20 protein-coding genes, 1 tRNA gene and 1 pseudogene are annotated in these 22,780 nt (G+C 65.1%); 7 read left to right on the forward strand and 15 right to left on the reverse strand.

All coding sequences use genetic code 11. The annotated features are described in order from the left end of the window. Positions 1–5: 5 nt before the first annotated feature. Complete coding sequence (locus ACQY76_RS16120; protein ID WP_428029738.1) at positions 6–1,937, reverse strand: autotransporter assembly complex protein TamA; 1,932 nt, start codon at positions 1,935–1,937, stop codon at positions 6–8. A gap of 1,447 nt (positions 1,938–3,384) precedes the next feature. Between ACQY76_RS16120 and ACQY76_RS16125 the strand changes: the two are divergent. After that, positions 3,385–3,644: pseudogene (locus ACQY76_RS16125) on the forward strand (hypothetical protein); the annotation flags it as partial. A 1,052-nt stretch (positions 3,645–4,696) separates the two neighbouring features. Here the strand turns inward: ACQY76_RS16125 and parA are convergent. Beyond that, positions 4,697–5,353, reverse strand: a complete 657-nt coding sequence (parA, locus tag ACQY76_RS16130; RefSeq protein ID WP_428029739.1) for a ParA family partition ATPase — start codon at positions 5,351–5,353, stop codon at positions 4,697–4,699. A gap of 129 nt (positions 5,354–5,482) precedes the next feature. Further along, entirely contained in the window at positions 5,483–6,181 is a 699-nt protein-coding gene (locus ACQY76_RS16135) for a L,D-transpeptidase (protein ID WP_428029740.1), read from the reverse strand. Between the two features lie 962 nt (positions 6,182–7,143). Between ACQY76_RS16135 and ACQY76_RS16140 the strand changes: the two genes are divergently transcribed. Next, positions 7,144–7,677, forward strand: a complete 534-nt coding sequence (locus ACQY76_RS16140; protein WP_428029741.1) for a DUF7662 domain-containing protein — start codon at positions 7,144–7,146, stop codon at positions 7,675–7,677. Positions 7,678–7,682: 5 nt separating this feature from the next. Further along, entirely contained in the window at positions 7,683–8,093 is a 411-nt protein-coding gene (locus tag ACQY76_RS16145) for a type II toxin-antitoxin system VapC family toxin (protein ID WP_428029742.1), read from the forward strand. Positions 8,094–8,211: 118 nt separating this feature from the next. On the opposite strand, the gene ACQY76_RS16150 is transcribed toward ACQY76_RS16145, so the two are convergent. Both ACQY76_RS16150 and ACQY76_RS16155 read right to left on the reverse strand, forming a co-directional pair. Further along, positions 8,212–8,811 (reverse strand): flavin reductase family protein, encoded by a 600-nt coding sequence (locus ACQY76_RS16150; RefSeq protein WP_428029743.1) that lies wholly within the window; start codon positions 8,809–8,811, stop codon positions 8,212–8,214. Positions 8,812–8,814: 3 nt separating this feature from the next. Beyond that, complete coding sequence (locus ACQY76_RS16155; RefSeq protein ID WP_428029744.1) at positions 8,815–9,387, reverse strand: nitroreductase family protein; 573 nt, start codon at positions 9,385–9,387, stop codon at positions 8,815–8,817. A gap of 371 nt (positions 9,388–9,758) precedes the next feature. On the opposite strand from ACQY76_RS16155, the gene ACQY76_RS16160 reads away from it, so the two are divergent. Together ACQY76_RS16160 and ACQY76_RS16165 are read left to right on the forward strand one after the other, a co-directional pair. Further along, positions 9,759–10,847 (forward strand): hypothetical protein, encoded by a 1,089-nt coding sequence (locus tag ACQY76_RS16160; protein ID WP_428029745.1) that lies wholly within the window; start codon positions 9,759–9,761, stop codon positions 10,845–10,847. A gap of 90 nt (positions 10,848–10,937) precedes the next feature. After that, positions 10,938–12,062 carry a DUF2336 domain-containing protein gene (locus tag ACQY76_RS16165; RefSeq protein ID WP_428029746.1) on the forward strand — a complete coding sequence of 375 codons (1,125 nt, stop codon included), beginning with the start codon at positions 10,938–10,940 and terminating at the stop codon, positions 12,060–12,062. Between the two features lie 7 nt (positions 12,063–12,069). Here ACQY76_RS16165 and ACQY76_RS16170 read toward each other — a convergent pair whose 3' ends face one another. From ACQY76_RS16170 to ACQY76_RS16205, 8 genes are all read right to left on the reverse strand, one after another. Beyond that, positions 12,070–12,885: an NAD kinase gene (locus tag ACQY76_RS16170; RefSeq protein WP_428029747.1), complete on the reverse strand. Its 816-nt coding sequence runs from the start codon at positions 12,883–12,885 to the stop codon at positions 12,070–12,072. Positions 12,886–13,066: 181 nt separating this feature from the next. Continuing rightward, positions 13,067–13,312, reverse strand: a complete 246-nt coding sequence (locus ACQY76_RS16175; RefSeq protein ID WP_428029748.1) for a DUF3297 family protein — start codon at positions 13,310–13,312, stop codon at positions 13,067–13,069. Positions 13,313–13,407: 95 nt separating this feature from the next. After that, on the reverse strand, positions 13,408–14,442 hold the full coding sequence (locus ACQY76_RS16180) for an MBL fold metallo-hydrolase (RefSeq protein ID WP_428029749.1): 1,035 nt from the start codon (positions 14,440–14,442) through the stop codon (positions 13,408–13,410). A gap of 98 nt (positions 14,443–14,540) precedes the next feature. Then, the gene (locus tag ACQY76_RS16185) at positions 14,541–15,134 is read right to left on the reverse strand and encodes a hypothetical protein (RefSeq protein WP_428029750.1); all 594 of its coding nucleotides are present in this window, start codon (positions 15,132–15,134) and stop codon (positions 14,541–14,543) included. A gap of 91 nt (positions 15,135–15,225) precedes the next feature. Continuing rightward, entirely contained in the window at positions 15,226–16,023 is a 798-nt protein-coding gene (locus ACQY76_RS16190; protein WP_428029751.1) for an ABC transporter permease, read from the reverse strand. Then, entirely contained in the window at positions 16,020–17,057 is a 1,038-nt protein-coding gene (locus ACQY76_RS16195) for an ABC transporter permease (RefSeq protein WP_428029752.1), read from the reverse strand. Before ACQY76_RS16195 ends, ACQY76_RS16190 begins: the two co-directional genes overlap by 4 nt. Continuing rightward, on the reverse strand, positions 17,050–18,126 hold the full coding sequence (locus ACQY76_RS16200; RefSeq protein WP_428033037.1) for an ABC transporter ATP-binding protein: 1,077 nt from the start codon (positions 18,124–18,126) through the stop codon (positions 17,050–17,052). The genes ACQY76_RS16195 and ACQY76_RS16200 overlap by 8 nt, the downstream gene beginning before the upstream one ends. A gap of 140 nt (positions 18,127–18,266) precedes the next feature. Then, the gene (locus tag ACQY76_RS16205) at positions 18,267–19,394 is read right to left on the reverse strand and encodes an extracellular solute-binding protein (protein ID WP_428029753.1); all 1,128 of its coding nucleotides are present in this window, start codon (positions 19,392–19,394) and stop codon (positions 18,267–18,269) included. A gap of 434 nt (positions 19,395–19,828) precedes the next feature. Between ACQY76_RS16205 and ACQY76_RS16210 the strand changes: the two genes are divergently transcribed. Further along, positions 19,829–20,638 (forward strand): TerC family protein, encoded by an 810-nt coding sequence (locus tag ACQY76_RS16210; protein ID WP_428029754.1) that lies wholly within the window; start codon positions 19,829–19,831, stop codon positions 20,636–20,638. Between the two features lie 91 nt (positions 20,639–20,729). Continuing rightward, a complete protein-coding gene (locus ACQY76_RS16215) occupies positions 20,730–21,404 on the forward strand; it encodes a sulfite oxidase-like oxidoreductase (protein ID WP_428029755.1) in 675 nt (224 codons plus the stop codon). Between the two features lie 102 nt (positions 21,405–21,506). Here ACQY76_RS16215 and ACQY76_RS16220 read toward each other — a convergent pair. Together ACQY76_RS16220 and ACQY76_RS16225 are read right to left on the reverse strand one after the other, a co-directional pair. Beyond that, positions 21,507–21,581 (reverse strand) — tRNA-Thr (locus tag ACQY76_RS16220). A gap of 113 nt (positions 21,582–21,694) precedes the next feature. Continuing rightward, complete coding sequence (locus ACQY76_RS16225) at positions 21,695–22,756, reverse strand: tyrosine-type recombinase/integrase (RefSeq protein ID WP_428029756.1); 1,062 nt, start codon at positions 22,754–22,756, stop codon at positions 21,695–21,697. Positions 22,757–22,780: the final 24 nt, after the last annotated feature.

Below are 22,780 nucleotides of genomic sequence, written 5' to 3' on the forward strand. Positions count from 1 at the left end.
TCGCATCAGAAGGCCTGCCCCAGGCTGACATAGATGCCGAAATCGCCGTCTTCCGGCCCCGGATTGAGCGGGAAGGCGAGATCGACCCGCAACGGACCGATGGCCGTGTAATAGCGCAGGCCCACGCCGGCCGAATATTTCATGCCATCGAAGTCCGGCCATTCGGAGGCGAAGGCCGAGCCCATGTCGAAGAACGGCACGATGCCGATCGTGTCGGTCACGCGCACCCGCGCCTCGACCGACGCCTCGAAGAAGCTGCGGCCGCCGATGATGATGCCATCCTCGTTGCGCGGGCTGGCGGACTGGTAGTCATAGCCGCGCAGCGAGCCGCCGCCGCCGACATAGAAGCGCCGCTGCGGCGGCACGTCGTAGAGCCCGGCGCCGATGATGCTGCCGGCCGCGACACGCCCGGCGAGGATGAAGCGCTTGCCTTCGTCGAAGGCGTAATAGGTCGAGGCCGAGCCGTTGAACAAGGTCGGTCCGGCGCCGGCATCGCCGAGATAGGCAAACGGCTCCACGGTCGCGCTCACGCGCCAGCCGCGCGAGGGATCGAGCTTGCTGTCCGTATTGTCGTAGGTCAGCTCGAACGGGATGCCGAGAATTCCGTAATCATTGGTGCCGGTGCTGTCCTCGACGCGCGATTCCTCGATGTCGAGGCTCACCTGCAGTTTCAGATCGTCGCTGAAGCGGTGACGTATGCCGACCAGCAGCGTGACCGCCTCGCGGACATAGGCGTTGGTCACCTCGCGCAGAATGGCGGCCTCGGCCACGAGATCCTCGCGCGCGGTGTAGATGCCGGGCTTCACGAAGGTCGCTGCGAATTTGTAGCCGAAGGGATCGGCGTTCGGCACCGCCTCGGACTTCTCGCCGAACCAGGAGGCCTGCGCGTCGAGTCGCAGCGTCTCGCCGCCGCCGAACAGGTTGCGATGGCCCCAATAGCCGTTCAGCGCCGAACCCTCGGTGGAGGAATAGGTGGCGCTGAAGCCGACATAACGCGGCTTGCGGGCGGAGACCTCGAGGGTGATCGGCAGGCTTCCATCGGCGTCGAGCTTGTCCGCCTCGCGGATGCGCACACTGGCGATGGCTTCATATTCCAGCAGCCGGCGGCGCAGGCGGTCGAGCGTGTCCGGCGAGTAGGGTGTGCCCGGCGGAATCTCGATGCGTTCCTCGATGAAGCCAGGTGTGAGGAAATCGGCGCCGACCACGCTGAATCGGCCGAAGGTGGCCACCGGTCCCGGAGCGACGAGAAAGGTCACATCGACCGTTTTCGCCACATGGTCGGCCACGACTTCCTTGTCGGCGATGCGGGCAAAGGGGTGGGCCATCCGTCGCCAATGGTCGACCAGCATCCCCTCTGCCCGCACGATGGAGGTGGCGAGGGCGGGCTCGCCCGGCACCAGCCGCAGCCGCTCGAGGCTGGGCGCGTCGGCCAGCGGGCGACGGGTCGCGGCGTCGAGCACGGTGATGCGACCGAACTGGAACAGCGGACCTGCTTCCACCTGAACCGCTACCGGCACCGGCCCGCTCCGGCGCGCGGATTCCACGCGCTCGAAGATGTCGGGGGCATCGGGTGGACTGCCGGCAATGCGGATGCGGATCACGCCGCCATAATAACCGGCCGAATAAAGTGCGGCGTTGATGTCGCGTTGATCGGCCACGGCCCGGCGCACCAGGCCGGCGGCGCCTGAGGGCGGGCGGTCGCTCAGCCGTTCCAAAGTTGACGCCCCCTCGACCCGCTCGGTCAGGGCGCGGTCGCCGCCAGTGACCTTAAGGGCGACGGTATAGGGCGTCGCGTCCGGCGCCGGCGGGCCGGCATTAGTGGGCTTGGGGCTGAACAGGTTTACGATCGGTCCGAAGAAGCCGCCGCGCGTGCCGTCCTCAGCTGTGTCGTCCTGGTTGCCACCGAACAGCTGCGCGGCGGCCGGCGTCGCGAGCACGAACAGCGCCAGCGCACCGCAAAAAGCGAATGCAAGCCAACGGTATCCGCTCCGCTTCAGGCCACCCAAACTGCTGTCTCCCCCACATCTGGCGCCGCCGCGTTGCCGATCGCTCACCTCACGCCGCCAGCCTAGTGCCCCGACAATGAACATTGGCTTTCCAAGCGGCAGCCCTTCCCTGATTGCCGTGCGGAACACGGAAGCGTCAACCTTTTCAGCGCAAAGAATGCAAACTTCCGTCGTTGCCGAACGGGTTGCGGGGCCGCGCCAAGAGAAATCTCCGGCGCCGCGATCCGTGAATCCTACGCATTCTCTCCATGGCTTCCCCCAAACGGCGCCTGCCCCCACCGCCTCACCTTTACGGCCGGCGCGCGGCAAAGTTCCCCGCAGGCGTAAATCGGTGGCGGGTTACGCCGCAGCCTCTGTGTGTCTAAATATCGCGGCGCCGGAGAGTGCGGCCTCACGGGGCGCTGCCAGTAATCCTCGCGAGGGCGCCGAGCGATCATTTGCTGGCAGATCGGGAAGGCTGAGACACGCCCTGCCGGACGGGGCGGCGGTCGGGCCCGCAAAGGGGTCCGGCTCGAGGCGAAAGGGGTCCGGCTCCGAGCGGGGGCTGCTGCGCCGGACCCAGGTGGCCGCTGTAGCGACCAAAAAGCCGTCGCGGCTGGAAACCTTCGCAGTCCCATCGACACGCCCTATCGGCGCTCGATCGAGCGGAGCCGCGCCGCGCAGAAAAGAAGTGCGGCTGCTCCGTGCGGCGGATGACGATGCGACGCACCGACGGCGTCGTCCGACCTCCCAGTGGGCGGCCGTCGGAAAGAGGCACGTCGAGCTACCATCCCCAAACGGGCGATCTCGTTCACGGCCGATCCGCGACAGGCCGCGTGCGTGGCAGGCGCGTAATCACGCGCCGCAGCGTTCCCGAGGTGGATCGGGTGAAAGGTGATATCGGCGCCGGCGCACTTGGCTATGCCCTCATCGTCGGGCCAGCGAGCTCCGTGTTGCCGGCGTCGTCAAGCCGCAGAGATCAGGGCAGGAGAGATCACGGCAGGAGAGAGCAAGGCGGGCCATCTGGGGATCACCTTTACTTCCAACCCGTTCGGATGTCTCACAGGCGTCATTCCAGCGCGGAGTCCAAGCCCCCCAGCGTTGCCCTCCGACTCGCCGCGCGCCGTGGCACAGCGGCGGTAAACTGGCAAAGCGGGGCCCGGAGTTATCTCGTGTCGACCGCCTCAAGCGCCTCGACAGCGGCGTAGCGCGCGTCGACCGACAGAACTTTCGGCCGACGTCGTCCGCCTCGCTGCTGGCAAAATCGCTTTCTCGAGGCAGCAATGCGCATCAGTGCCCGCGCCCGTGCTCGCTGTTGCGGAGCGGGGAGCGCCGGACCAATGCGCGCTGTGGCTTCTCAGTCGCCCGCCGTGCAGGACGTCCGTGACGCCATGCTCAGGCAAGCGGTCCCCTCCTGTACCTGCCGCCCTACAGCCCGGACTTCAACTCAATCGAGAGTGCCTTCGCCCATCGCAGGTCACTCCTGAGGGCCAGAGCCGAACGCACCGTCGGTGCCTGATGGGCGCTGTCGGTGCGCCTCTCGACGTCTCCGTGCCAGCCAATTGCGCAACCGACGTCGTTGCCGCAGGAGATGAGCCGCATTTAAAGTGGAGGTGCGCTGGAATGAGACAACTCGCTGCGCCTGGGAAGACGCTGTGATGGGTGATCTGTGCGGCTATGCGAACGCGGGATGGCGCGGATCGAATGGTAATTTTATACTGCCGCACGGGGTACTCCCCATGAGCGATGGATGCGTGCGGCAGGGGTCGTTCAGCTGATCCGCGAACATTCTGCCGGCGACGGAGACGCCCGAGGACCGGCGCCCGCGCAGGGCGCTCCGCAATCGCTCTGATGGAGCCGGCTGGAGGCAGTGGTTTCCTCGGCGTCGGGCCGGCGAAGGGTCCAGGCCAAAGCCGGCGCCCGAGCGCATCCTGATCGAGCTCAAGCTTTTGACGGCCTGCCCCATGGCGGCAAGTCGACTCAAAAAGGCGTGTTCGCTGTCGCATCAAACGGATCAACGGCGGCCTGAGCCCAAAGGTCGGTGACGCGCGTCGTTCCAACCACCGTCCAGTCCTTGCAGGGCCGGTTGGGCACTCGGGAACTCCCAAGATGGATGCTTAATCGCATCCGCCGACCACGTCCCTCATCGCCGATCGCGGCACCGACACCACGCGTTCCGCCGGGCGCTTCTCGACGAGAGCATTGCGTCGCGCGTCTATCGGGTCGAAGCGGGAAAATCCCTTACTCCAGGGCAAGGCGCTCTCCTGCCGCGAACAACCTCAGGAGCCTCTCGCAGGATACGATCCGCGTGCCTTCCGTCAGGCGGAGTGCTGGCCGAGGTGCGCGGCGTTAAGTTGTCCGCTCGGGATGGGCGCGGCGCGGCAGGGGCGATGAAGAGACGCCCTCAGGGTTCGACACGATGCAGAAGCTACGCACCCTCACGCTGCCACCGAGGGGGCGCGAGAGCCGCCGGCATGTCACGGCTGGCGGGTTGTTGCAGTGACGGCGCCACGTGACGGCGACATCCCTAGGCCCACAAGGCGCCCGCGACCCAACTGAAACCAGCGCCCGCGGGCTCGTCGCGCTTATCCGATCTCGGCGTTAAGCGGAAGCGAACCCTAGCGCCAAGCACTCGCAATGCTCGAATACGCGGCTGCAGCGCGCCGAGCTTGGACGTGGCTCTGCCTAACGGTGGCGCATTGGCGTGGTGCTCAGCCGCCGAGGTGACGGCGAAACTCGGCAGCAAGCGCCTCGATTTCGAGGGCTCCCTTCGAGCCGGGTCCCGTCTCGAGCACGGTGAGCCCGTGGCCCATGCTCGCGGCATAGCCAACCCGGTTGCCGAGCCGGGTGAGGGCCGCGGGATGGCCCAGCGCGGCGATCGCCGTGCTGATCTCCTGCGTGAGCGCCACGCGAGACTGTGCCCGATTGATGACGAGCAGCGAAGCCGTTCCTTCTTTCGCGATCATGTCGAGTGTTGATTGCGTGGCCCAAAGGTCGATGGGCGTTGGTTGAACCGGCACGGCCACCAGATCGGCGGCCTCGATCGCCGGACGCGATTCGACATCCGATTTCGGCGGCGTGTCGATGACCACATAATCGAAGTCGCGCGCGAGGCTGCGCGCCTCGCGGCGCGCTCCCCAGCCCGAGGCGGTGCGAAACGTCAGTCCCGTTCCGTTCTCACCCAGTGCTGCCTCCCGCGCCTCGAACCATTCGCCAAGGCTGCCCTGCGGGTCGCAATCCAGCACGGCGATTTGAGCACGCCTGCCATCCGGCCCGCGTTGCGAAAGAGCAACAGCCAAATGTGCCGCCAGGGTCGTCTTTCCTGACCCACCCTTCTGCTGCGCAACAGTGATAATTCTGCCACTCATGGAAAGGTCCCTTCCGTTTCCGAGCTAGCGGTATGTGTCAAAAATAACACTATTTCACGAGCGCGGCCATAATCAGGGTGGGGTCTTGGCAATCAATGGTTGCGGTCGGCCGATGGAGGGTTTGGGGTGTCAGGCGCCGGCGACGCCGCCCAGGACGACCACCTTGGTTCCGACATTGACCCGCCCATAGAGGTCCATGGCATCTTGATTGATCATCCGGATGCAGCCCGATGAGACATTGGTGCCAATTGTGGCCGGCTCCAGCGTCCCGTGGATGCGGTAGAGCGTGTCCTTGCCGTTCTGCCACAGGTACATCGCCCGCGCGCCAAGCGGGTTCGACAAGCCTCCGGCGACGCCCTCACCGCTCTGCAGCTTGGTGAGCTGGGATTTGATGTCGGGCCGACGCTCGATCATCTCCTTCGGGGGGTACCAGTCCGGCCATTCCTGCTTCGAGTTGATCGTCGCCGCGCCCGACCAGCCGAACCCTTCCTTGCCGACACCGACGCCGTAGCGAATGGCCGTGCCGCCTGGCTGCACGAGGTAGAGGAAGTGTGCCCTCGGATCGATGACGACCGTGCCCGGCGGATACGCCGAGGCATAGGCAACCTCGCGCCTCAGATAGGCGGAATCGATCGTCGACGTGTCGACTCCCGCAATAGGAAACTTATCCGCTACCGGTCCGTAAATGCCAGACGGGGCGTAGGCCGACATGGACGGGAGCGAGGCGACGGGTGCGCTGCTTTGCGTGGTGCGCTTGCAGCCCGCGAGCGCCATGGCAACAGAGGCCAAAGCGGCGCCCACCACGGTGCGACGATCAAGAATCAACATAAGGCAACCCCTTTGGCTCCGTTCTCAAAATCTTAACGCAATCTTGGTAAACAAGTCGTTGCCGAGCACGTGAACGTTGGTGCACGAGGGTACGCGTGGCCGGATCGTCGAAGCCTCCCACGGGAACAGGTTTGTGTATGTCCCTGAAGGTCGGCTCGATCAATCCGCTAAAGGTACGTTGCACTACCGTTTTTTTCAGAGTTACTGCATATCAAAAAAAGAAAGTGAAACAAAACTTTCATCGATGTTGCGGACGATTAGCTCGATCTAAAAAGACATAAAATTCAATTAATTGAACGATAAATATGATGTCAAATATGAGATTCTGGCGTCGCGGAGAATTACAAGTCAACACTCTGACCTAAGTTGAACTGAGGTGACTATTCCAGGCTTGAGGTGAGAGGGACTCGTGGTGGCTAGACGGGTTTCGGCCGGGTGGAAAATAGCAGATCGAGATGTCGCGTCGCCGCCCACCTGGTCGGAGGTCGACAAAGAGGGCGTGCGCGGGCGCCAGCCGAACTGCTTCCGGCACGGGCGCCGTCTACGTCGCCTTGTGCGTGGATAATTAGACTTCAGGGTTATAATCTCGAGCCACACTGCGACTCTGAGTGCCGATGTGTGTTTGACCGAATGTCTCAATTTTATCGACAGGCGCCTGATACAGTTCGTTTGAAAAATGATGATTATATAAGGACTTCTAGAGAGTGTATAAGTAATTAGATCTGAAAAATTGTGACGGATCCAATCGCAGAAAAAACAAACAGTCCCTCCGTTTCGTGATATATGTTCTGGCCTTGAACACCGCTCCAAAAGCGTGTGATGGCCCACGCTAAATAACCTGGTCCGCTGCGATTCTTACAGGAGCGACTGAGCTGGCCGGGCCGTGAGCGGCAATTTGCCAACGAAAAATTTACACTGACATAGTTAGTATCGTTTCTGTCTCCAATTGGAGGGAGCTGACTATGTCCAAATACAGCGCATTGACCACGTTTTTGTCGAGCCGCACGCAGCCACGAATATCTATGTCTTTTGAGGACATTGAGCGGATCGTTGGCACGCGACTTCCGCCGTCGGCCTTCAATCATCGAGCCTGGTGGAGCAACAATCCAACCAACAGTGTCATGACGCGAGCCTGGCTGTCCGCCGGCTTCCGATCGGAAGAAGTCGACATGACGGGGCGCAAACTTGTGTTCGCCCGTCATCTGCCGAACGCCTCGCCGGGACCTGGGGCGCGGGTCGCGCCGGCGTCGACGGGGTCGCCGCTCGCGGGACTGTTCGGCGGATTGAAGGGCACGGTCCATATCGAATCGGGCACCGATCTGACCCTGCCCAGTACAGCACCGATTTACCTCTATGAAAGCGTCGATGCCGATCTGCCACACCAGGACCATCGGCCGTTGTCGACGGACTGGGCGCCGGAATCAAAGCACGATCTCACGATGACGCGGCAGGATTATAATCCGATTTCCGGCCATTCGACGTCGGAGGAAGGTTGATGGGAATGCCGCTTCTACTCGACACCTGCGCGGCGCTTTGGATTGCGCAGGGCGCACCAATTTCGGACGAGGCGCGGGGCACCTTGATCGAGGCACGCCTGCGTGGCGCGCCAATTTCCGTCTCGCCGATGTCGGCGTGGGAACTCGGTCGGCTGGTAGAGCAGGGGCGGGTGCGGCTTGCCATGGAACCGGCGAAGTGGTTCGCGGCACTGGCGGCGCTGCCGGGCATGAGCATTGCGGCGATGACGCCGGAGACGCTTATTGCGTCGTCGTTTCTACCGGGCGCGGCGCCCCTCGATCCTGTCGACCGCGTCTTGATCGCCACCGCGCGCGACCATGGCTATCGGCTGATGACGCGTGATCGCATCATGCTCGACTATGCCGAGACCGGTTATCTGCAGGCGATTGCCTGCTGAAGGCGATTGTCTGCTGAACGCAGCTGCCGGCACGCACGGATGGCTGCGTCAGGTGCGCTGATCTCTCTCCAGGGCGCGATGGGGCTACGCGCGCCCTCTGCGCCGGCCGCCCGACGCGTCAGCGGGGACGGGCAACCGACCTCTGGGCTTCGACCCACGAGTAGTCGAAGTAACCGTTACGCGCGAGGGGGTGCAACTTTTCCGTGCTCACCCGTCCGTTCTCGATGAACCGCTCGTCGATATGCACGCCAATGATTTCGCCGAAGGTGACGTGACGTCCGGTGGGATCCCCGTGGCGGTCGCTGATGTCGAGTGTGTCTATCCAGATACACTCGAGGGCGCAGGGTGAGGCCGCGACCCGGGGTGGCTTCACCAGCCGGCATGGGGCCTGAGCAAGGCTCGCGAGATCGAACTCGCTCTCGCCGGACGGGATGGGCTTGGAAGTGAGATTCACCGCCTCGATCAGTTCGAGCGTCGCGAGATTGCAGACGAACTCACCGGTCGCCCTCGCGTTGCGCGCCGTGTCCTTCAGGCCCGCGCTGGAGAACATGACGATATCCGGACTTTCGCTGACGAGGTTGAAGAAGGAATAAGGGGCGAGATTGGCGATCCCGTCCTCCGTCAGCGTCGAAATCCAGCCGATCGGCCGAGGCGCGACGATCGCCTTCAGCGGATTGTGCGGCAGTCCGTGGTTCTGGCGCGCGGGCTCGTAGAACATGAGTCAGTACCTCGTGACGATGTCGGCGAGGGCCGGTCGCGGTCGGTCTTCCTGTGGCCGGGCGAGCGTGCCGATATGGACGAAGCCGGTGATGCGCTCATGTTCTTCGAGTCCCAACGCCGCGCGCGCGCGTGAGTCATAGGCGTACCATTCCGTCAGCCAGGTCGCGGCGTAGCCATGGGCATGGGCGGCGACGACCAGCAAGGTGCAGGCGGCTGCGGCGGAGAGAGTCTGTTCCCATTCCGGGATTTTGACGTGGGCGCCGGCTTTCGAGACGACGGCGACGACCACCGGCGCGCGGGTCAGTCGGGTCTGTTCGATGGCGACCCGATCGGCGTCGGCGTCGGGGTGGTCCTTGAGGAACAGTGCGGCGATGGCGTCGCCCGCCCTTTCGCGCCCCGCGCCCTCGAAGATAATGAACCGCCAGGGGGCGAGCTTGCCGTGATCGGGCACGCGCGAGGCGATGGCCAGCATGGCATCCAGCTCGGCGGCGTTCGGCCCCGGGGAGGTCAGGTCGAACAGCTTCGGGCTTTTGCGCGTCTTCAAGAGATGGAGCATCGAGGGGGCTGGGGTCATGGCTCGGTTCCGATTCGCCGCTCCGCCTGTCGAGGCACCCGCGGCACGCTGAATCTGCCTAGCATGGTGGAGCGCAGCCGACCAAGGCGCGGCCGGGACGGCGACGTTCGGGTGCGCTGCGTGTTCACGGAGCGGGCACTGGGCGGGCAAATGGCGCAGGCCGCATCGCGGGGCGATGACGGAGCCGGGCAGTGGGCGGCGCAGGCACGCAAGACGACTTGAATTTGCCTCTGTTTGGAGGCACCAACGGGGCGATGTCTCAGCCTCCTCACGCTTCCGTTCGCGCGCTCGCGGGCGCTTCCCGCCAGGATCCGACGCGTTGCCGCCGCCGCAGGGCGACGCAGCGGCGCGTTGCCGCCGCGCTGGCCGCCATGCTGGTGCTGGCCGTGCCGGCGGCGGCGGTTGCCGAGGTGGCCGGCCCGCCACCTGCCGCCCAGATCGCGCAGTTCTCGCCCTTCCAGTCTCCGCCGTCGTCGCTCTCGCCGTCGCAGTTCAACTCGTCCCAGATACAGCCCTCCCGCGCCTTGCCATTTGTCGGGGCGCCCCCGGTCGAGGTGCCTTCGGGCAGCGCCGGCCCGGCGGCGCGGATTCCCGCCGCGGGGCGCGTCGAGGGCGGCGATCCGCACACCATCCTTCCGCAGCCGCCGGCCGGCAAGGTCGCGATCGGCATGAGTGCCCGCTTCGGCGAGAAGGAGGGGCTCATTCCCCGCGGCCTCATCTGGCGCGTCTTCGCCGACAGGCCGGAAGCGTCGGGGGCCTATCCGTTGGTTGCCGAAGCGGCCGATCCCGCGCCGGTGTTCTTCCTGTCGCCGGGGGGGTACGTGGTGCATGTCGCCTATGGCCTCGCCAGCGTGGCGCGGCGAATCGTGGTCGGCGAGGAATCGCGGCGTGAGCAGCTCACCGTGCCGGCGGGCGCCGTGACGCTGCACAGCGATGTCAACGACAAGCCGCTGCCGGCCGAGAAGGTAACGTACGATCTCTTCGAGGGCAGCTTTCTGCAGGGAAGGGCGTCGAGCCGTCCCTATTATCGGGGCGCACTGCCGGGCGATCTCATCATCCTGCCCGCCGGCGAGTACTATGTCGTCTCCACCTATGGCGACGGCAACGCGGTCATCCAGGCGGACCTGGCCGTTGCGTCGGGTAAGGTTACGGATGCGACGCTGCACCACCGTGCCGGCGAGGTCACGCTGCGGCTGTTGAAGGTGGCGGGCGGTGAGCCCTTGCCCGAAACGCAATGGTCGATCGGTACGCCGGGCGGCGACAGCGTGAAGGAATCGATCAACGCCCAGCCAACCTTCGTGCTCGCCGAAGGGGAATACACCGCCGTCGCACGCTATGAGGGCAAGACCTATTCGAAGGTGTTCAATGTCGAATCCGGGAAGAATGGCCCGGTCGACGTTCTGGTCGGCGATCAGGTGACGCCTGACGCGCTCGACACGCAAGATGGCAGCGGCGACTGAACGCTTCTTGCCGGCCTCGCATGGTCAACGCTTTCTTAAGCGCGTGGTGCGCATCATCGCCAGCATGGTGAACGGGGCCGGGAGACGGCAATGATCGTGCGGCAGTTTCTGGAATGGGCGCAGACGGCACCGGAGCCCGCGCGGGCCAAAGCCGTTGCGGCGCTGGCGCGCGCCTATGTGAGGCCCGAGCTGGAAGCGGCGGACCGGTCGGAGATGGACGCGGCGCTACCGGACATCGCTGCCGATCCTTCCCCCCTCGTGCAGTTCGAACTGGTCTCGGTGCTGTGCCGCCACCCGCTGGTGCCGGTCGAACTTGTTCTTCAGCTTGCCCGCTTGCCCGGCTATGCCGGCGCGCTGATGCTGGAACATTCGCCGGTGCTCAATGTGCGTGAGCTGATCGCGCTGTCCGCCGAAATTGATGCGGCCGGACAGGGGGCCTTGGCGCGCCGCGCCCATCTGCCAGCCCCGGTGACCGCCGTATTGGCGGAGGGGGCTGATGTCGGCGCCTGCCTGTCGCTGGTGCAGAATCAGACGGCGGACATCCCCGGCTTCGTGCTGGGGCATATCGTGGCGCGCTTCGGCCGGGTGCCGGAGCTGCGGGAAGCGTTGCTCACCCGGCCCGACCTTCCGGCGGCGGCACACCAGGCGCTCATCCGCGTCGTCGCGGGGGAGCTCTCGGCCTTCGTGTCGGAGCGGCAGTGGCTTTCCCCCGCCGAGGCCGCACGGCTGGCGCGCGAGGCGTGCGACCAGGCCACGGTGACCCAGGCCTCGGTTCCCCATTTCACGCAAAGTCGCGCCCTGGTCGAAGGGTTGCAGGCGCGCGGCGAACTCACCTCGGCTCTCGTCCTGCGCTCGCTGCTGTCGGGACAGATGCGGCTGTTCCTCGAGGCAGTATCCGTGCTGTCGGGCATCGCCGTCGATCACGTCGCAGCGCTGGCGGCGGATCGCTCGGGCGAGGCCTTCCGGGTGCTCTATGCGCGTCTCGGCCTGCCGGCCGGCGCGTTCACCGCGTTCCGCACTGCGCTCGCCGTTCTTCAGTCGGAAGCCTATCTCGACGATGTCGACGCCGCGCCGGGCCTGCGCCTGCGCATCCTCGACGAAGTGCTCGCGGCCTACGAAGAGGCGGGCGAGAGTGCCGAGGGCAACCGCATTGTCGGCATGCTGCATCGCTGGCAGAGCGAGGCGCGCGAGCGCGAGCAGACGCTCGCGGCCTGAGCCAGCTTCAGCCGAACTGTTCCGCGAGAATGCGTTCCTCGATCGAATGGTCGCGGTCGACCAGCATGGTCATGGATGAGGACTGGTCGAGACGCGCGCGGACGGCGACGACGTCCAGCACCTGGAAATGGTCGGCGGTCGCGTTCACCGGGCGCTTCTCGAACTCCATCACCGCGATGTCGACGCGCGCACGATCGGGAATCAGTGCTCCGCGCCAGCGCCGGGGCCGGAAGGCCGAGATCGGCGTCACCGCCAGCAGGGGCGTGCCGATGGGCAGGATCGGGCCCTGGGCAGAGAGATTGTAGGCGGTGGAGCCGGCGGGCGTCGCCACCATCACGCCGTCGCAGATCAGCTCTTCCATCCGCATCTTGCCGTCGATGGCGATGCGCAATTTTGCCGCCTGGTAGGACTGCCGGATGAGCGAGACTTCGTTGATCGCCCAGGCGCGGTGCTGGCGTCCCTTGATGTCGGTCGCCTCCATCATCAGCGGATGGATGACGACACGCTGGGAGGCGGCGATGCGCTCGGGCAATTCCTCTTCCCGGAAGCTGTTCATGAGGAAGCCAACCGAGCCGCGATTCATGCCGTAGATCGGCGTGCCGCTGTCGCGGAAGCGGTGAAGGGTCTGCAGCATGAAGCCGTCGCCGCCGAGGGCGACGATGATGTCGGCGTCCTCCGGGGCGACAGTGCCGTAGCGTGCGACGAGGCGGGCCTGCGCCTGATGGGCGTCCGGCGCCTCGCTCGCGACGAAGGCGATCCGACCGGCGGGTGCGCTATCGGTTTCCGCACTGTTCTGTGCGTCGGGGCGGGCGACTTCGTTCATGCGGGACGGCCCGGTGCGTGGTGGGATTCGATGCCCGATGAGAACGGCGCACGGCGTTGATCTATACGATCTCGTCCGGTGCCGTCGAGGCGGAAGCGGCGCGGCCGGCGAACGGTGCCAGACGCCGCCCGCCATCGAAGGCCTCGGCTGATGTCCCGCCGCGCGGCGCGGGAGGTGCCGTTCAGCTCTCCGGCTCGCGCAGATAGGGCTCGACCGGCCCGACCAGCTTCACCGTCATCGGGTTGCCGGCGCGATCCTTGGCCTTGCCGACCGAGACGCGAATCCAGCCCTCGCTGACGCAGTACTCCTCGACATTGGTCTTCTCCGCGCCCTTGAAGCGGATGCCGACGCCGCGCTCCAGCAGTTCGGCGTCGTGGAACGGGCTGTTGGGATCGCTCGACAGGCGATCGGGAAGGGGGGCGGACATGGCTGGGCCTCGGCTGAAAGTGACAATCGGGGGAGACATAGCCTCGCCCCGACGGATTTGCCAAGCCAGCGGCGCGGGATCGTCCCGCCATTGCCTCAGAGCACGGGCCGCCAGATTGCCGGCACCACCGCGTAGCCCTCGCCTTCCTTGCGGATGAAGCCGGTGGCGGGGAAGGGGTAATGGTAGCCCGTGAGCTGGAGCCGCTCGGCCGCCACCATGTCGTAGATGCGCCGGCGGGTCTGCACGGCCTTTTCGCCGTCCATGTCGAACTGCACCTGCCATTCCGGGTGCGGCGCGAAAAGGATGGGCGTGTTGGTGGTGTCCGACTGGATGAACAGGCGGTCATTGCCGGCGGCGAGGATGAAGGCGGTATGCCCCGGCGTATGGCCGACGGCTTCGACCGAGGTAAGCCCGGGCACGATCTCCTTGTCCCAGGCGTAGCGGTTCACCTTGCTGTCGATATCCTTGAAGACGCGACGCGCATTCTGGAAATTGGCCTTCAGCGCCTCCGGGGCGCGGCTCATCTCGCCCTCGTCCATCCAGAAGGCCCATTCGGCCTCGGGCACCAGTATCTCGGCGTTGGGAAAGGCTAGCCCGCCATCGGCGGCCCGCAGACCGTTGATATGATCGCCATGGAAATGCGAGATCACCACCGTCCCGATGTCCGACGGCTTCACGCCGGCCCAAGCGAGATTGGCCTGCAGGCGACCGACCGTGGAGTTGCCGGACTGCGGGCCGTTGCCGGTGTCGATGAGCGTCAGCTTGCCGCCATTGTTGATCAGCAGCGGGTTGAACTGGCTCGCAATCGTGTCCTTGGGCTGGAAAGCGGTCTCCAGCGCCGTATTGATCTCCTCGCGCGTGGCGTTGCGCACAAAGCCGTCGGCGAGAGGGGAGGTGCGCATTCCGTCATTGACCGCCGTCACCTCGATGCCGCCGATCTTGTAGCGGTAGAGGCTTGGCACCTGCTGGCCGGAGGCGGTCTGCGCGGATGCGGCCGAGATGCCGGCAAAGGTCGCCGAACTGACCAGCGCGGCGGCAACCGGCAATGCGCCGGCACCGGCCACCAACTGGCGGCGGGAAACACCTGTTGAGGAAGAGGCGTCGGGAAGACGGACGGGTAGCTCGACCATGGGCGGGCTCTCCACTGGGGGGAATCTGGGCGCCCGAAGCTAGGGGTCCCACCCCTCGCGGTCACGACCGGGGGGTGTCACGTTGGCGTGACTGCGTCTCAGAAGTGGTATTTGTAGCCCAGCTCGATGCCCGTATAGGAGGGCTCGTTCTGCGACCAGTCATACTCCACCATCAAGGAAAGACTGTTCTTGCCATCGATCTTGTAGCTGACGCCGGTCGCGATTTCGGGTGTGATGTAGTCGTTCTTGCTGTCGAAGGCGTTGCGATAGCGGAGGCGGAACGCATTCCAGGTCCATTTGTCGTCGATCGGCAGCGCGCCTGCGAGCGTCAGATAATAATAGGTGAAATCTGACGACTCGTCCGAATCGATGAAGTGCTGGCCGATCCCGACCGTGCCCGTCACCGAGAGCTTTTCGAGCTGTACCGTATAGCCGATGCCGATCTGGGCATTGGTCTTGGAATCGCTCGTGCCGGCGGTGTCGTAATATTTGACGGCGCCGCCGATGCTGACCTTGTTGTCGAAGGTGTGGGTGTAATCGACCTGCCAATCGGATGATTTCGTCGCACTGAAATCGTCGATCGCGCGTTCGGTCGTGTAGGACACGCCGATCACGTTGTCTCCCGCGACTGCGGATGTTGCCCCGATAGTGGAGACAAACAGGCCGGAAAGCAGGAGTGCGATGGCGCGCATGTACGGGCCCCCAGGATTGTTCTCTAAGCGTGCACAATATCGGCCGAGTTGAGTATGCGTGCCGGCCTGCTGCAATCACACATTGGTATGGCTAGCTCTTCGGCCGGCTCTTGAGCAGGACGTAGGAGATGGCCGCAATGAGCGTCAGCGCCACGAAGATCACGCCCACGACATTGATGACCGGCGAGAGCCCGAAGCGCAGGCGCGAGGCGATCTCGGTGACCAGCGTCCATTCACCGCCGATGGCGAACACCGTGGTGTTGTAGTTCTCGAACGATTGCAGGAAGGCGACGACGGCCGCGGTGAAGCAGGTCGGCGCCAGGAAGGGCAGGGTGATGCGCCGGAACACCAGCGTGTGGCTGGCGCCGAGGTCGAGCGCCGCTTCCTCTAGCGTGCGGTCCTGCCGCTGCAGGCGCGCGAGGAAGAGCAGCATGGCGTAGGATGCGATGAAGCTCGACTGCGCCATGACGGCGACGAAGAGCCCGCCCGGCACGCCGAACTCGCGCCAGAAGATGAGGCTGGAAATGCCGAGGATGATGCCAGGCGTCAGCACCGGCGAGACCAGCACGGAATAGAGCACCGTGCCGGAGCGCTGGCCGAGCCGCGTGAGGATGAGCGCGCCCGACAGGCCGGCGGGGATCGAGACGGCGATCACCCCCAGCGCCACGAGGACAGAGTTCACCAGCCCCTGCAGCAGCCGCTGGTCATGGGCAAGCGCCACGAACCATTTCAGGGTGAAGCCCTGCCATTGTGTGACCGACGGGTAGTCGAAGGCGTTGAACGCCGCCGCCGACATCACGGCGAGCGGCAGGAAGAGATAGAGGACGAACAGCCCGATATAGATGTTCAGCACCAGCCGCGCGCCGGCGCTTTCCGTGGCGGTGCTCATTTCGCGATATCCCTCAGCCCGACGCCGAACAGGCGCATCATGAGGAGGATGAAGGCGGTGCAGACGACGAGGAGCGAGACGGCATAGGCCGAGCCCATGTTCCAGTTGTTGCTCTCATAGAACTGCCGGTAGACGAGCTGGCTGAACCAGTCCCCGCCCTGGCCGCGGGTCATGATCGCCGGCACCGAATACGAGCCGGCCGACAGCATGAAGGTCATGATGCAGCCCACCGCGATGCCCGGCTTGGCGTGCGGGATGATCACCCGTCGATGGATGCGCAGTGTCGAGGCGCCGAGGTCCCGCGCCGCCTCGATCTGGTTGCGGTCAAGCGTCTCCAGCGTGTTCACCATCGGGAACACCATGAACAGCACGTAGGTATAGATCATCGCCAGGAAGACGGCGGAGGGGTTCTCCAGAAAGGGGATCCACTCGCGGGCGTCCAGATTGATGAAGCCCATCCATTGCAGCACGCCGTTTATGACGCCGCGATAGTCGAGGATCATCAGCCAGGCATAGACGCGCAGCAATTCGTTGATCGCGTAGGGCACGATGAGCGCGACCATGAGGATGATCGCCTTGCGCGGCCCGCTGGCCAGCGCCACCACATAGGCGACGGGGTAGCAGACGACCAGCGCCAGCGCCGTGACCAGCAGCGCGTAGAAGATGGTGCGCACGAAGATGTAGAAATGCAGCCCGCTCATGCGGGTGAAGTTGGCGAGGCCGTAGGTCTTCGGCGGGTTCTTCTCCTGCGCCTCCAGCGTGGCGATCTCCGCCTGCTTCTCGGCGACGCTCTGGTCGAAGGCGGCTTTCTTGGCCGGGTCGGTCTCGGTCGCGCGGTCGAGCTCGATCAGCGAGATGTCGTTGTAGAGACGGTCGATGGTGAGCGAGACGTCGCCCTTGGCTTCCCGCCACCACAACGACTGCTCGACCATCGCGCCGAGCGGCACGAGGATAAGGACGAGAATCCAGAGCACCGCGATGCCAGCGATGACGGAGGCGAGCGGTCGTCCATAGGCGCGGGCGAGGCTACCCATGGGCCAGCGCTCCCACCGGATAGACCAGCGCATCCTCGACACCGAAGGAGAGCGTCAGCTCTTCCGGCAGATCGCGCACCGAGGGGCCGTTCGGCACTGTGACGGTGAGCGTCTGGCCGGCGGCGGCGCATTGGAGATGCACGGCCGGGCCCTCCAGGCTGCGGGCGGCGAGCCGGACGGGAACCGCGTTCGCACCGCCGGGGCCGAGCACGATACGCTCGGGCCGGATCATCAGCAGAGCTTCCTCACCGAGCCGGAGCGGTCCCTTGATCCGTCCCTCGATCCGCCCGATCGGCGTGTCGAGCACGGCGGCGGTGTCGGCCAGGCCCGCCACCGTGCCGCGCAGCACGTTCTGCTCGCCGACAAAGGTGGCGACGAAGGGCGTGGCCGGCTCGGCATAGAGCGTATCGGCATCCGCGACCTGCTCCAGCCTGCCACGGCTCATCACCGCCACGCGGTCGGACATGGCGAGCGCCTCGCCCTGGTCGTGGGTGATGTAGATGAAGGTGATGCCGACGCGCTTCTGGATGGCGCGCAGCTCGCTGCGCATGTGCTGGCGCAGCTTGAGATCGAGAGCGGAAAGCGGCTCGTCCAGCAACAGCACCGCTGGCTCGACGGCGAGGGCGCGGGCGATGGCCACGCGCTGGCGCTGGCCGCCCGAAAGGTCCGCCGGCTTCTTGTCGCCGTAACCGCCGAGCGCCACGAGCTCCAGGAGTTCCTGCGCGCGCTTCAGCCGCTCTGCCTTGCGCATGCCGCGCGCTTCCAGGCCGAACGCGACGTTTTCGGCCACGCTCATCAGCGGGAAGAGCGCGAGGTTCTGGAAGATCAGCGCGGTGGGGCGTTCATTGGGGCCCTTGCCGGCCATGTCCTCGCCGCCGATCAGCACCCGGCCCGCCGTCGGCTCGATGAAGCCGGAGATGGTGCGCAGCAGGGTGGTCTTGCCGCAGCCGGAGGGGCCGAGAATGGAGAAGAACTCGCCGGCATGGATGGAGAGGTCGGTCGGCTGCACGGCGGTGGAATCGCCGAAGCGGATCGAGACCTGGTCGAGACGCACGTCCTTGCCGCGCATGGGAGTTCCATCGGCCATGATGTGGGTCGCCAGCGCCGGGCTTGTCCCGGTCGTCCACGTCCTCGGGGGCCATCCGCGAGACGGGCGTGGATCCCCGGGACACGCCCGGGGATGACGTTTGCGAGAAGGGCGTCGTCGGCTCAGCTATTGGTCAGCTTCTCGACATACTCGCCGCGCAGCTTGGCGTAGAAGTCGGTCTGCATCGGCCACCAGAACAGGTTGTCGATCGTGCCGGCCGGGTAGGCCGCCTCGAATGCCGTGCGGGCTTCATCCGAGAGGAACTGCTGGGCGCCGGCCGCGCAGCTGTTGTAGCCGGTGGTGTTGGCGAAGCGCGCACCGACTTCCGGCTGGTAGAGGAAGTTGGCGAAGGCGTAGGCCTGCTCGACATTCTCGGCGCCGGCGGGGATGCCGAGCGTATCGGTCCAGGCGAGGCCACCCTCCTTGGGCATGCCGTAGCTCCACTTCTTGTCAGTGTTGCGGTGGAGCAGGATGCCGGTGGTGTCCCAGGTTTGGCCGATCGTGCAGCCGGCGTCGGTGAAGGCCGCCGTCGCTTCGGTCGCGTTGTTCCAATAGGCGCCGATATTGCCCTTGTGGGCGAGGATGTACTTCAGCACGCCCTCGAAGACGCGGCGGGATTCGGCCTCGGACTTGTAGAGGTCCAGGCCGCGGTCCGACTTGAGCTCGCCAGTGGCGTCGAGATAGAGCGCGACGCCGTTGAAAACCGACTTCTGGCGGATCGCGGTCTGCTTGGGGTGGTCGGCGAGCCACATGTCGCCATAGGAAATCTCGCCGGACTTCTTGCCGGGGAACTTGCTCGAATCCCAGGTGATGCCCTCGGTGCCCCAATCGAACGGCACGAGATAGCGCTTGCCGCGATAGGCGGCGCCGAGCGTGAGCGAGTTGCGGTAGATCGAGGGGATGATCTGCGCGCTCTTGAACTTCGCCTCGTCGATCGGCTGGAGAAGGTTGTCCTTGTAGTAGTTCGGGCCGGTATCGACCGACGGGAAGATGATGTCGAAGCCCTTGCCGCCGGCGGCGCGCAGCTTGTTCTCGCATTCCTCGTTGGAACCGTAGGTCGACAGGTTCACCTTCACGCCGGTGGCATTGGTGAAGTCGGCCAGCAGGGTGTTCTTGTCGAAATAATCACCCCACGCATAGACGTTGAGCGAGCCGGAGGTGGCGAGCGCGTCGTTCGCGCGCAAAACGGCGGGCGCGGCGAGCACGAAGGCGCCGGCCTTCATCAGGTCACGACGTGAAAAGCGGGTCATCAGTACCTCCCTTTGCCCCCGGAGGGCGAAACGGCGTCCGCTCTAGTTTGGGGCGATGAATGGACGATGACACGACCACCTCGCGTGAGAAAGTCGCTGTCGCTCGAGGACAGTGGAGATGTCGCCTTTGTACCGGGATGCCGCTGCGGGCTTCCCGGCAGGATGGCGCCCGGGGTGCCGGGTGCGACAATCTGTCATGTGCGGCGAGGCTGGCTTTGGAACGCGGCTGCCTTAACTTCTGCGCACCCGTTGATCCGGGCCCCTCTGACGCGAGCCGCCGGCGTTCGCGTGATGTCGGATCGCTTTCCGACGTCGCGCCGGCAGGATTGTGTCAGTAATGACTTTGATACCCATTCCATATGCATCCGGAAGTGGCCCTCGCGCATTATACTGCCGCGAGCGGCTTGTCGTATCGATTTCGGGGGAGTGATCCGGTGGACTATTTGATGGAACTTGCTGCCAGCCCGGCAGCCTGGGCGGCGCTGATTACCCTGATCGCGATGGAAGTCGTGCTGGGCATCGACAACCTGCTATTCATCTCGATTCTGACCAACAAGCTGCCCGAGGACATCCGTCCGCGCGCCCGCCGCATCGGCATCGGGCTGGCGCTGGTGATGCGCCTTGGGTTGCTCAGCACCATCGCCATCATCGTGACGCTGGTCGAGCCGGTGTTCTCCGTGTTCGGACACCCGTTCTCCTGGCGCGACCTCATCCTGATCGCCGGCGGCCTCTTCCTGGTGTGGAAGGCGACCAAGGAAATCCACCACAGCATGGCCTCGCATGACGAGCAGGAGGCATCGCTGGGCGGCACGCTGCAGGTGAGCTTCAGCGCTGCCATCGTGCAGATTCTGATCCTTGATCTCGTCTTCTCGGTTGACAGCATCATCACCGCCGTCGGCATGACCGAGCACATTCCCATCATGGTCATCGCGGTCGTGTTCGCGGTGCTCACCATGCTGTTCGCGGCGGGTCCGCTGGCGAACTTCATCAACCGCAACCCGTCCATCGTGATGCTGGCGCTGGGCTTCCTGCTGCTGATCGGCACGACGCTGATCGCCGAGGGCTTCGGCGCCCATGTCTCGAAGGGCTACATCTACGCTGCCATGGCGTTCTCGGCGCTGGTGGAGGGGCTGAACATGCTCCAGCGCAGGCGCCGTCCCACGGCGGTCGGTCAGGCGGTGGCAGGCAATCCGCACCCCGCGCCGAATGCGCAGCCGGCCGATCACGGGCGACTGGGTGCCTGATTCGGCCTTGCGACGACGTGGGGAAGTGAAAGCCCCACGTCGCCGGACGATGCTATGATCCGGGTTCACTCCATGGAGGAGACCCCGGATCATGGCGGAACCAACCGATCCCGCTACGCCCACCGACAGCAAGCTCACCCGGACGAAGCGGGCCTGGGCGCGGCAGGGCAAGTTCCTCACCGGCAAGATCGCCCGCCCGGAGGAAGACCGCCTGCCGCCCGGCCAGCATCTGGTGCGCGACTGGCCGGTGCTCGACCTCGGCATGCAGCCCCGCATCCCGCTGGATCGCTGGCGGCTCGACGTGACGGGCGAGGTGGAGCACCCCGTCTCCTGGGACTGGGAGACGTTCAAAGCCCAGAAGCAGACGCGCGAAACCACTGACATCCACTGCGTAACCACTTGGTCGCGCTACGATAATCGCTGGGAAGGGCTCGCCACGCGCGACCTGCTCGACGTGGTGATGCCACGCGAGGAGGCGCGTTTCGTCCTCCTCTACTCCCATGACGGCTATCTCACCAATCTCGCCCTGGAGGACTTCGCCGCCGAGGATGCGCTGATCGTCCATAGCTGGGAGGACAAGCCGCTGACGACCGAGCATGGCGGCCCGGCGCGGCTGATGGTGCCGCATCTTTATTTCTGGAAAAGCGCCAAGTGGTTGAAAAAAATCGAGTTTGTCACCGCCGACAAGCGGGGCTTCTGGGAGGAGAACGGCTACCATAATCACGCCGATCCCTGGAAGGAGGAGCGCTATTCCGACGAGGAATGACACCTCGCCCGCAGGGCGCGACCGGCTGATGCGGCGCTGGCGCAACTGCGGCCGCTGCTGCTCCTTCAAGCTGCAGAACAGCGTGCAGCTTGAGGGGGGCGCTGGTGCCGGGTGAGGGGATCGAACCCCCGACCTTCGGTTTACAAAACCGCTGCACTACCGCTGTGCTAACCCGGCATAGAGCTTAAATTCTCAAGGCGCGTCAGTATCTTCGTATATACTTGGCACGATGCAGACCGATGGTCCTGTGTCGTGCTTTGTGCCAACCCCGCTCGGGTGCCGACCGTCGCTTATTCGCCCAAGGCGGCGCGCCGGTCAAGCCGCCCGCGTTTCGCGGCTTCGGCTTCTTCCGGCGTCAGGAACTCCAGGTAAAGCTCGGTGGTCTTCACCGAGGAGTGCCGGAGGTGCTCCTTAAGCGTGTAGATGTCGCCCCCGCCTCGGAGGAACTCCACGGCGTAGAGGTGGCGCATGTCGTGGAAGCGAAAGCCCCGGAACGCGCGGCCTTCCTTCTGTGCCGCCTTCTGTGCCGCCCGCCGGGCGCGCGAATAAACGAACGCTGCTTGGCCGATCGGCTTGCCGTTGACGTGGAAGATGTTGTCGCACAGCAGGGATGCCGGCTGCCGCTCGAAAATCTCCGAGGCTTCCGCCGACAGCGAAATCGCCCGCTGCTTGTTCCCCTTGCCGCGCACCAGCAGGCTGCGGCCGGAGGCGTTGAACTGCTTCCGGGTGGCACGCACGAGCTCGTCCTGGCGCATGCCGGTGGCGCGGGCGGCGCGCATCATGTCCGCGTAGGCAGGCGCTAGGCGCGAGAGCACGAAGCGATAGTCTTCCTCATCGGGCAGGGTGATGGGGTCGCGGTTTTCTTTCAGGCGCCGCATCTTGTCGAGCGCAGGGTTCCCCTCCCGCCATCCCTCATCCTCCGAGAAATCCAGTAGCGACGAAATCGCCATCAGGTCGCGGCGGATCGTGGCGTTAGTGACGCTGCCGGCGCGGCGGGTGGCGACGAAGCGGTTGATCTCGGCTTTCCCTATATCGCAGATCGGCATGCCGCCGAGCGACCGGCCGGCGATCACCAGCGAATCGGCATAGCGCTTCACCGTGCGCGGGGATCCGACCTGCTGGCGGATATAGCTCGCCCAGGCGACGATGGCGTCTTCCCAAAGCCGCTGCTCCTCGCCGAACTTGGCGCGGCCGACGGCCTTCTCTCTCATCTCGGCTACACGCTTTGCCGCAATTCGCGGAGAGCCTGTTCGCAGGCTTTCGCGGACTTCGAGGCCTGCAACGGTAAATCGCGCCCAGAGCGTTTCCCCTCGCCAGTAGCAGTGTTTCGGGGCCGGCGGTCTTTCGGGCATTGCGTTCGCTCCTTGATCCATGAT

Origin of the sequence: Ancylobacter sp. (assembly GCF_965279025.1) — a bacterium.
Lineage (GTDB): Bacteria > Pseudomonadota > Alphaproteobacteria > Rhizobiales > Xanthobacteraceae > Ancylobacter.

Bases quoted from the DNA above. Each gene is read 5' to 3' on its own strand.
- ACQY76_RS16165 (WP_428029746.1), top strand. From the start codon at position 10,938: ATGATCGTGCGGCAGTTTCTGGAATGGGCGCAGACGGCACCGGAGCCC.
- ACQY76_RS16145 (WP_428029742.1), top strand. From the start codon at position 7,683: ATGCCGCTTCTACTCGACACCTGCGCGGCGCTTTGGATTGCGCAGGGC.
- parA (WP_428029739.1), bottom strand. From the start codon at position 5,353: ATGAGTGGCAGAATTATCACTGTTGCGCAGCAGAAGGGTGGGTCAGGA.
- ACQY76_RS16155 (WP_428029744.1), bottom strand. From the start codon at position 9,387: ATGACCCCAGCCCCCTCGATGCTCCATCTCTTGAAGACGCGCAAAAGC.
- ACQY76_RS16180 (WP_428029749.1), bottom strand. From the start codon at position 14,442: ATGGTCGAGCTACCCGTCCGTCTTCCCGACGCCTCTTCCTCAACAGGT.
- ACQY76_RS16225 (WP_428029756.1), bottom strand. From the start codon at position 22,756: ATGCCCGAAAGACCGCCGGCCCCGAAACACTGCTACTGGCGAGGGGAA.
- ACQY76_RS16215 (WP_428029755.1), top strand. From the start codon at position 20,730: ATGGCGGAACCAACCGATCCCGCTACGCCCACCGACAGCAAGCTCACC.
- ACQY76_RS16140 (WP_428029741.1), top strand. From the start codon at position 7,144: ATGTCCAAATACAGCGCATTGACCACGTTTTTGTCGAGCCGCACGCAG.
- ACQY76_RS16135 (WP_428029740.1), bottom strand. From the start codon at position 6,181: ATGTTGATTCTTGATCGTCGCACCGTGGTGGGCGCCGCTTTGGCCTCT.
- ACQY76_RS16205 (WP_428029753.1), bottom strand. From the start codon at position 19,394: ATGACCCGCTTTTCACGTCGTGACCTGATGAAGGCCGGCGCCTTCGTG.
- ACQY76_RS16170 (WP_428029747.1), bottom strand. From the start codon at position 12,885: ATGAACGAAGTCGCCCGCCCCGACGCACAGAACAGTGCGGAAACCGAT.
- ACQY76_RS16150 (WP_428029743.1), bottom strand. From the start codon at position 8,811: ATGTTCTACGAGCCCGCGCGCCAGAACCACGGACTGCCGCACAATCCG.
- ACQY76_RS16190 (WP_428029751.1), bottom strand. From the start codon at position 16,023: ATGAGCACCGCCACGGAAAGCGCCGGCGCGCGGCTGGTGCTGAACATC.
- ACQY76_RS16160 (WP_428029745.1), top strand. From the start codon at position 9,759: ATGCTGGTGCTGGCCGTGCCGGCGGCGGCGGTTGCCGAGGTGGCCGGC.
- ACQY76_RS16185 (WP_428029750.1), bottom strand. From the start codon at position 15,134: ATGCGCGCCATCGCACTCCTGCTTTCCGGCCTGTTTGTCTCCACTATC.
- ACQY76_RS16175 (WP_428029748.1), bottom strand. From the start codon at position 13,312: ATGTCCGCCCCCCTTCCCGATCGCCTGTCGAGCGATCCCAACAGCCCG.
- ACQY76_RS16200 (WP_428033037.1), bottom strand. From the start codon at position 18,126: ATGCGCGGCAAGGACGTGCGTCTCGACCAGGTCTCGATCCGCTTCGGC.
- ACQY76_RS16195 (WP_428029752.1), bottom strand. From the start codon at position 17,057: ATGGGTAGCCTCGCCCGCGCCTATGGACGACCGCTCGCCTCCGTCATC.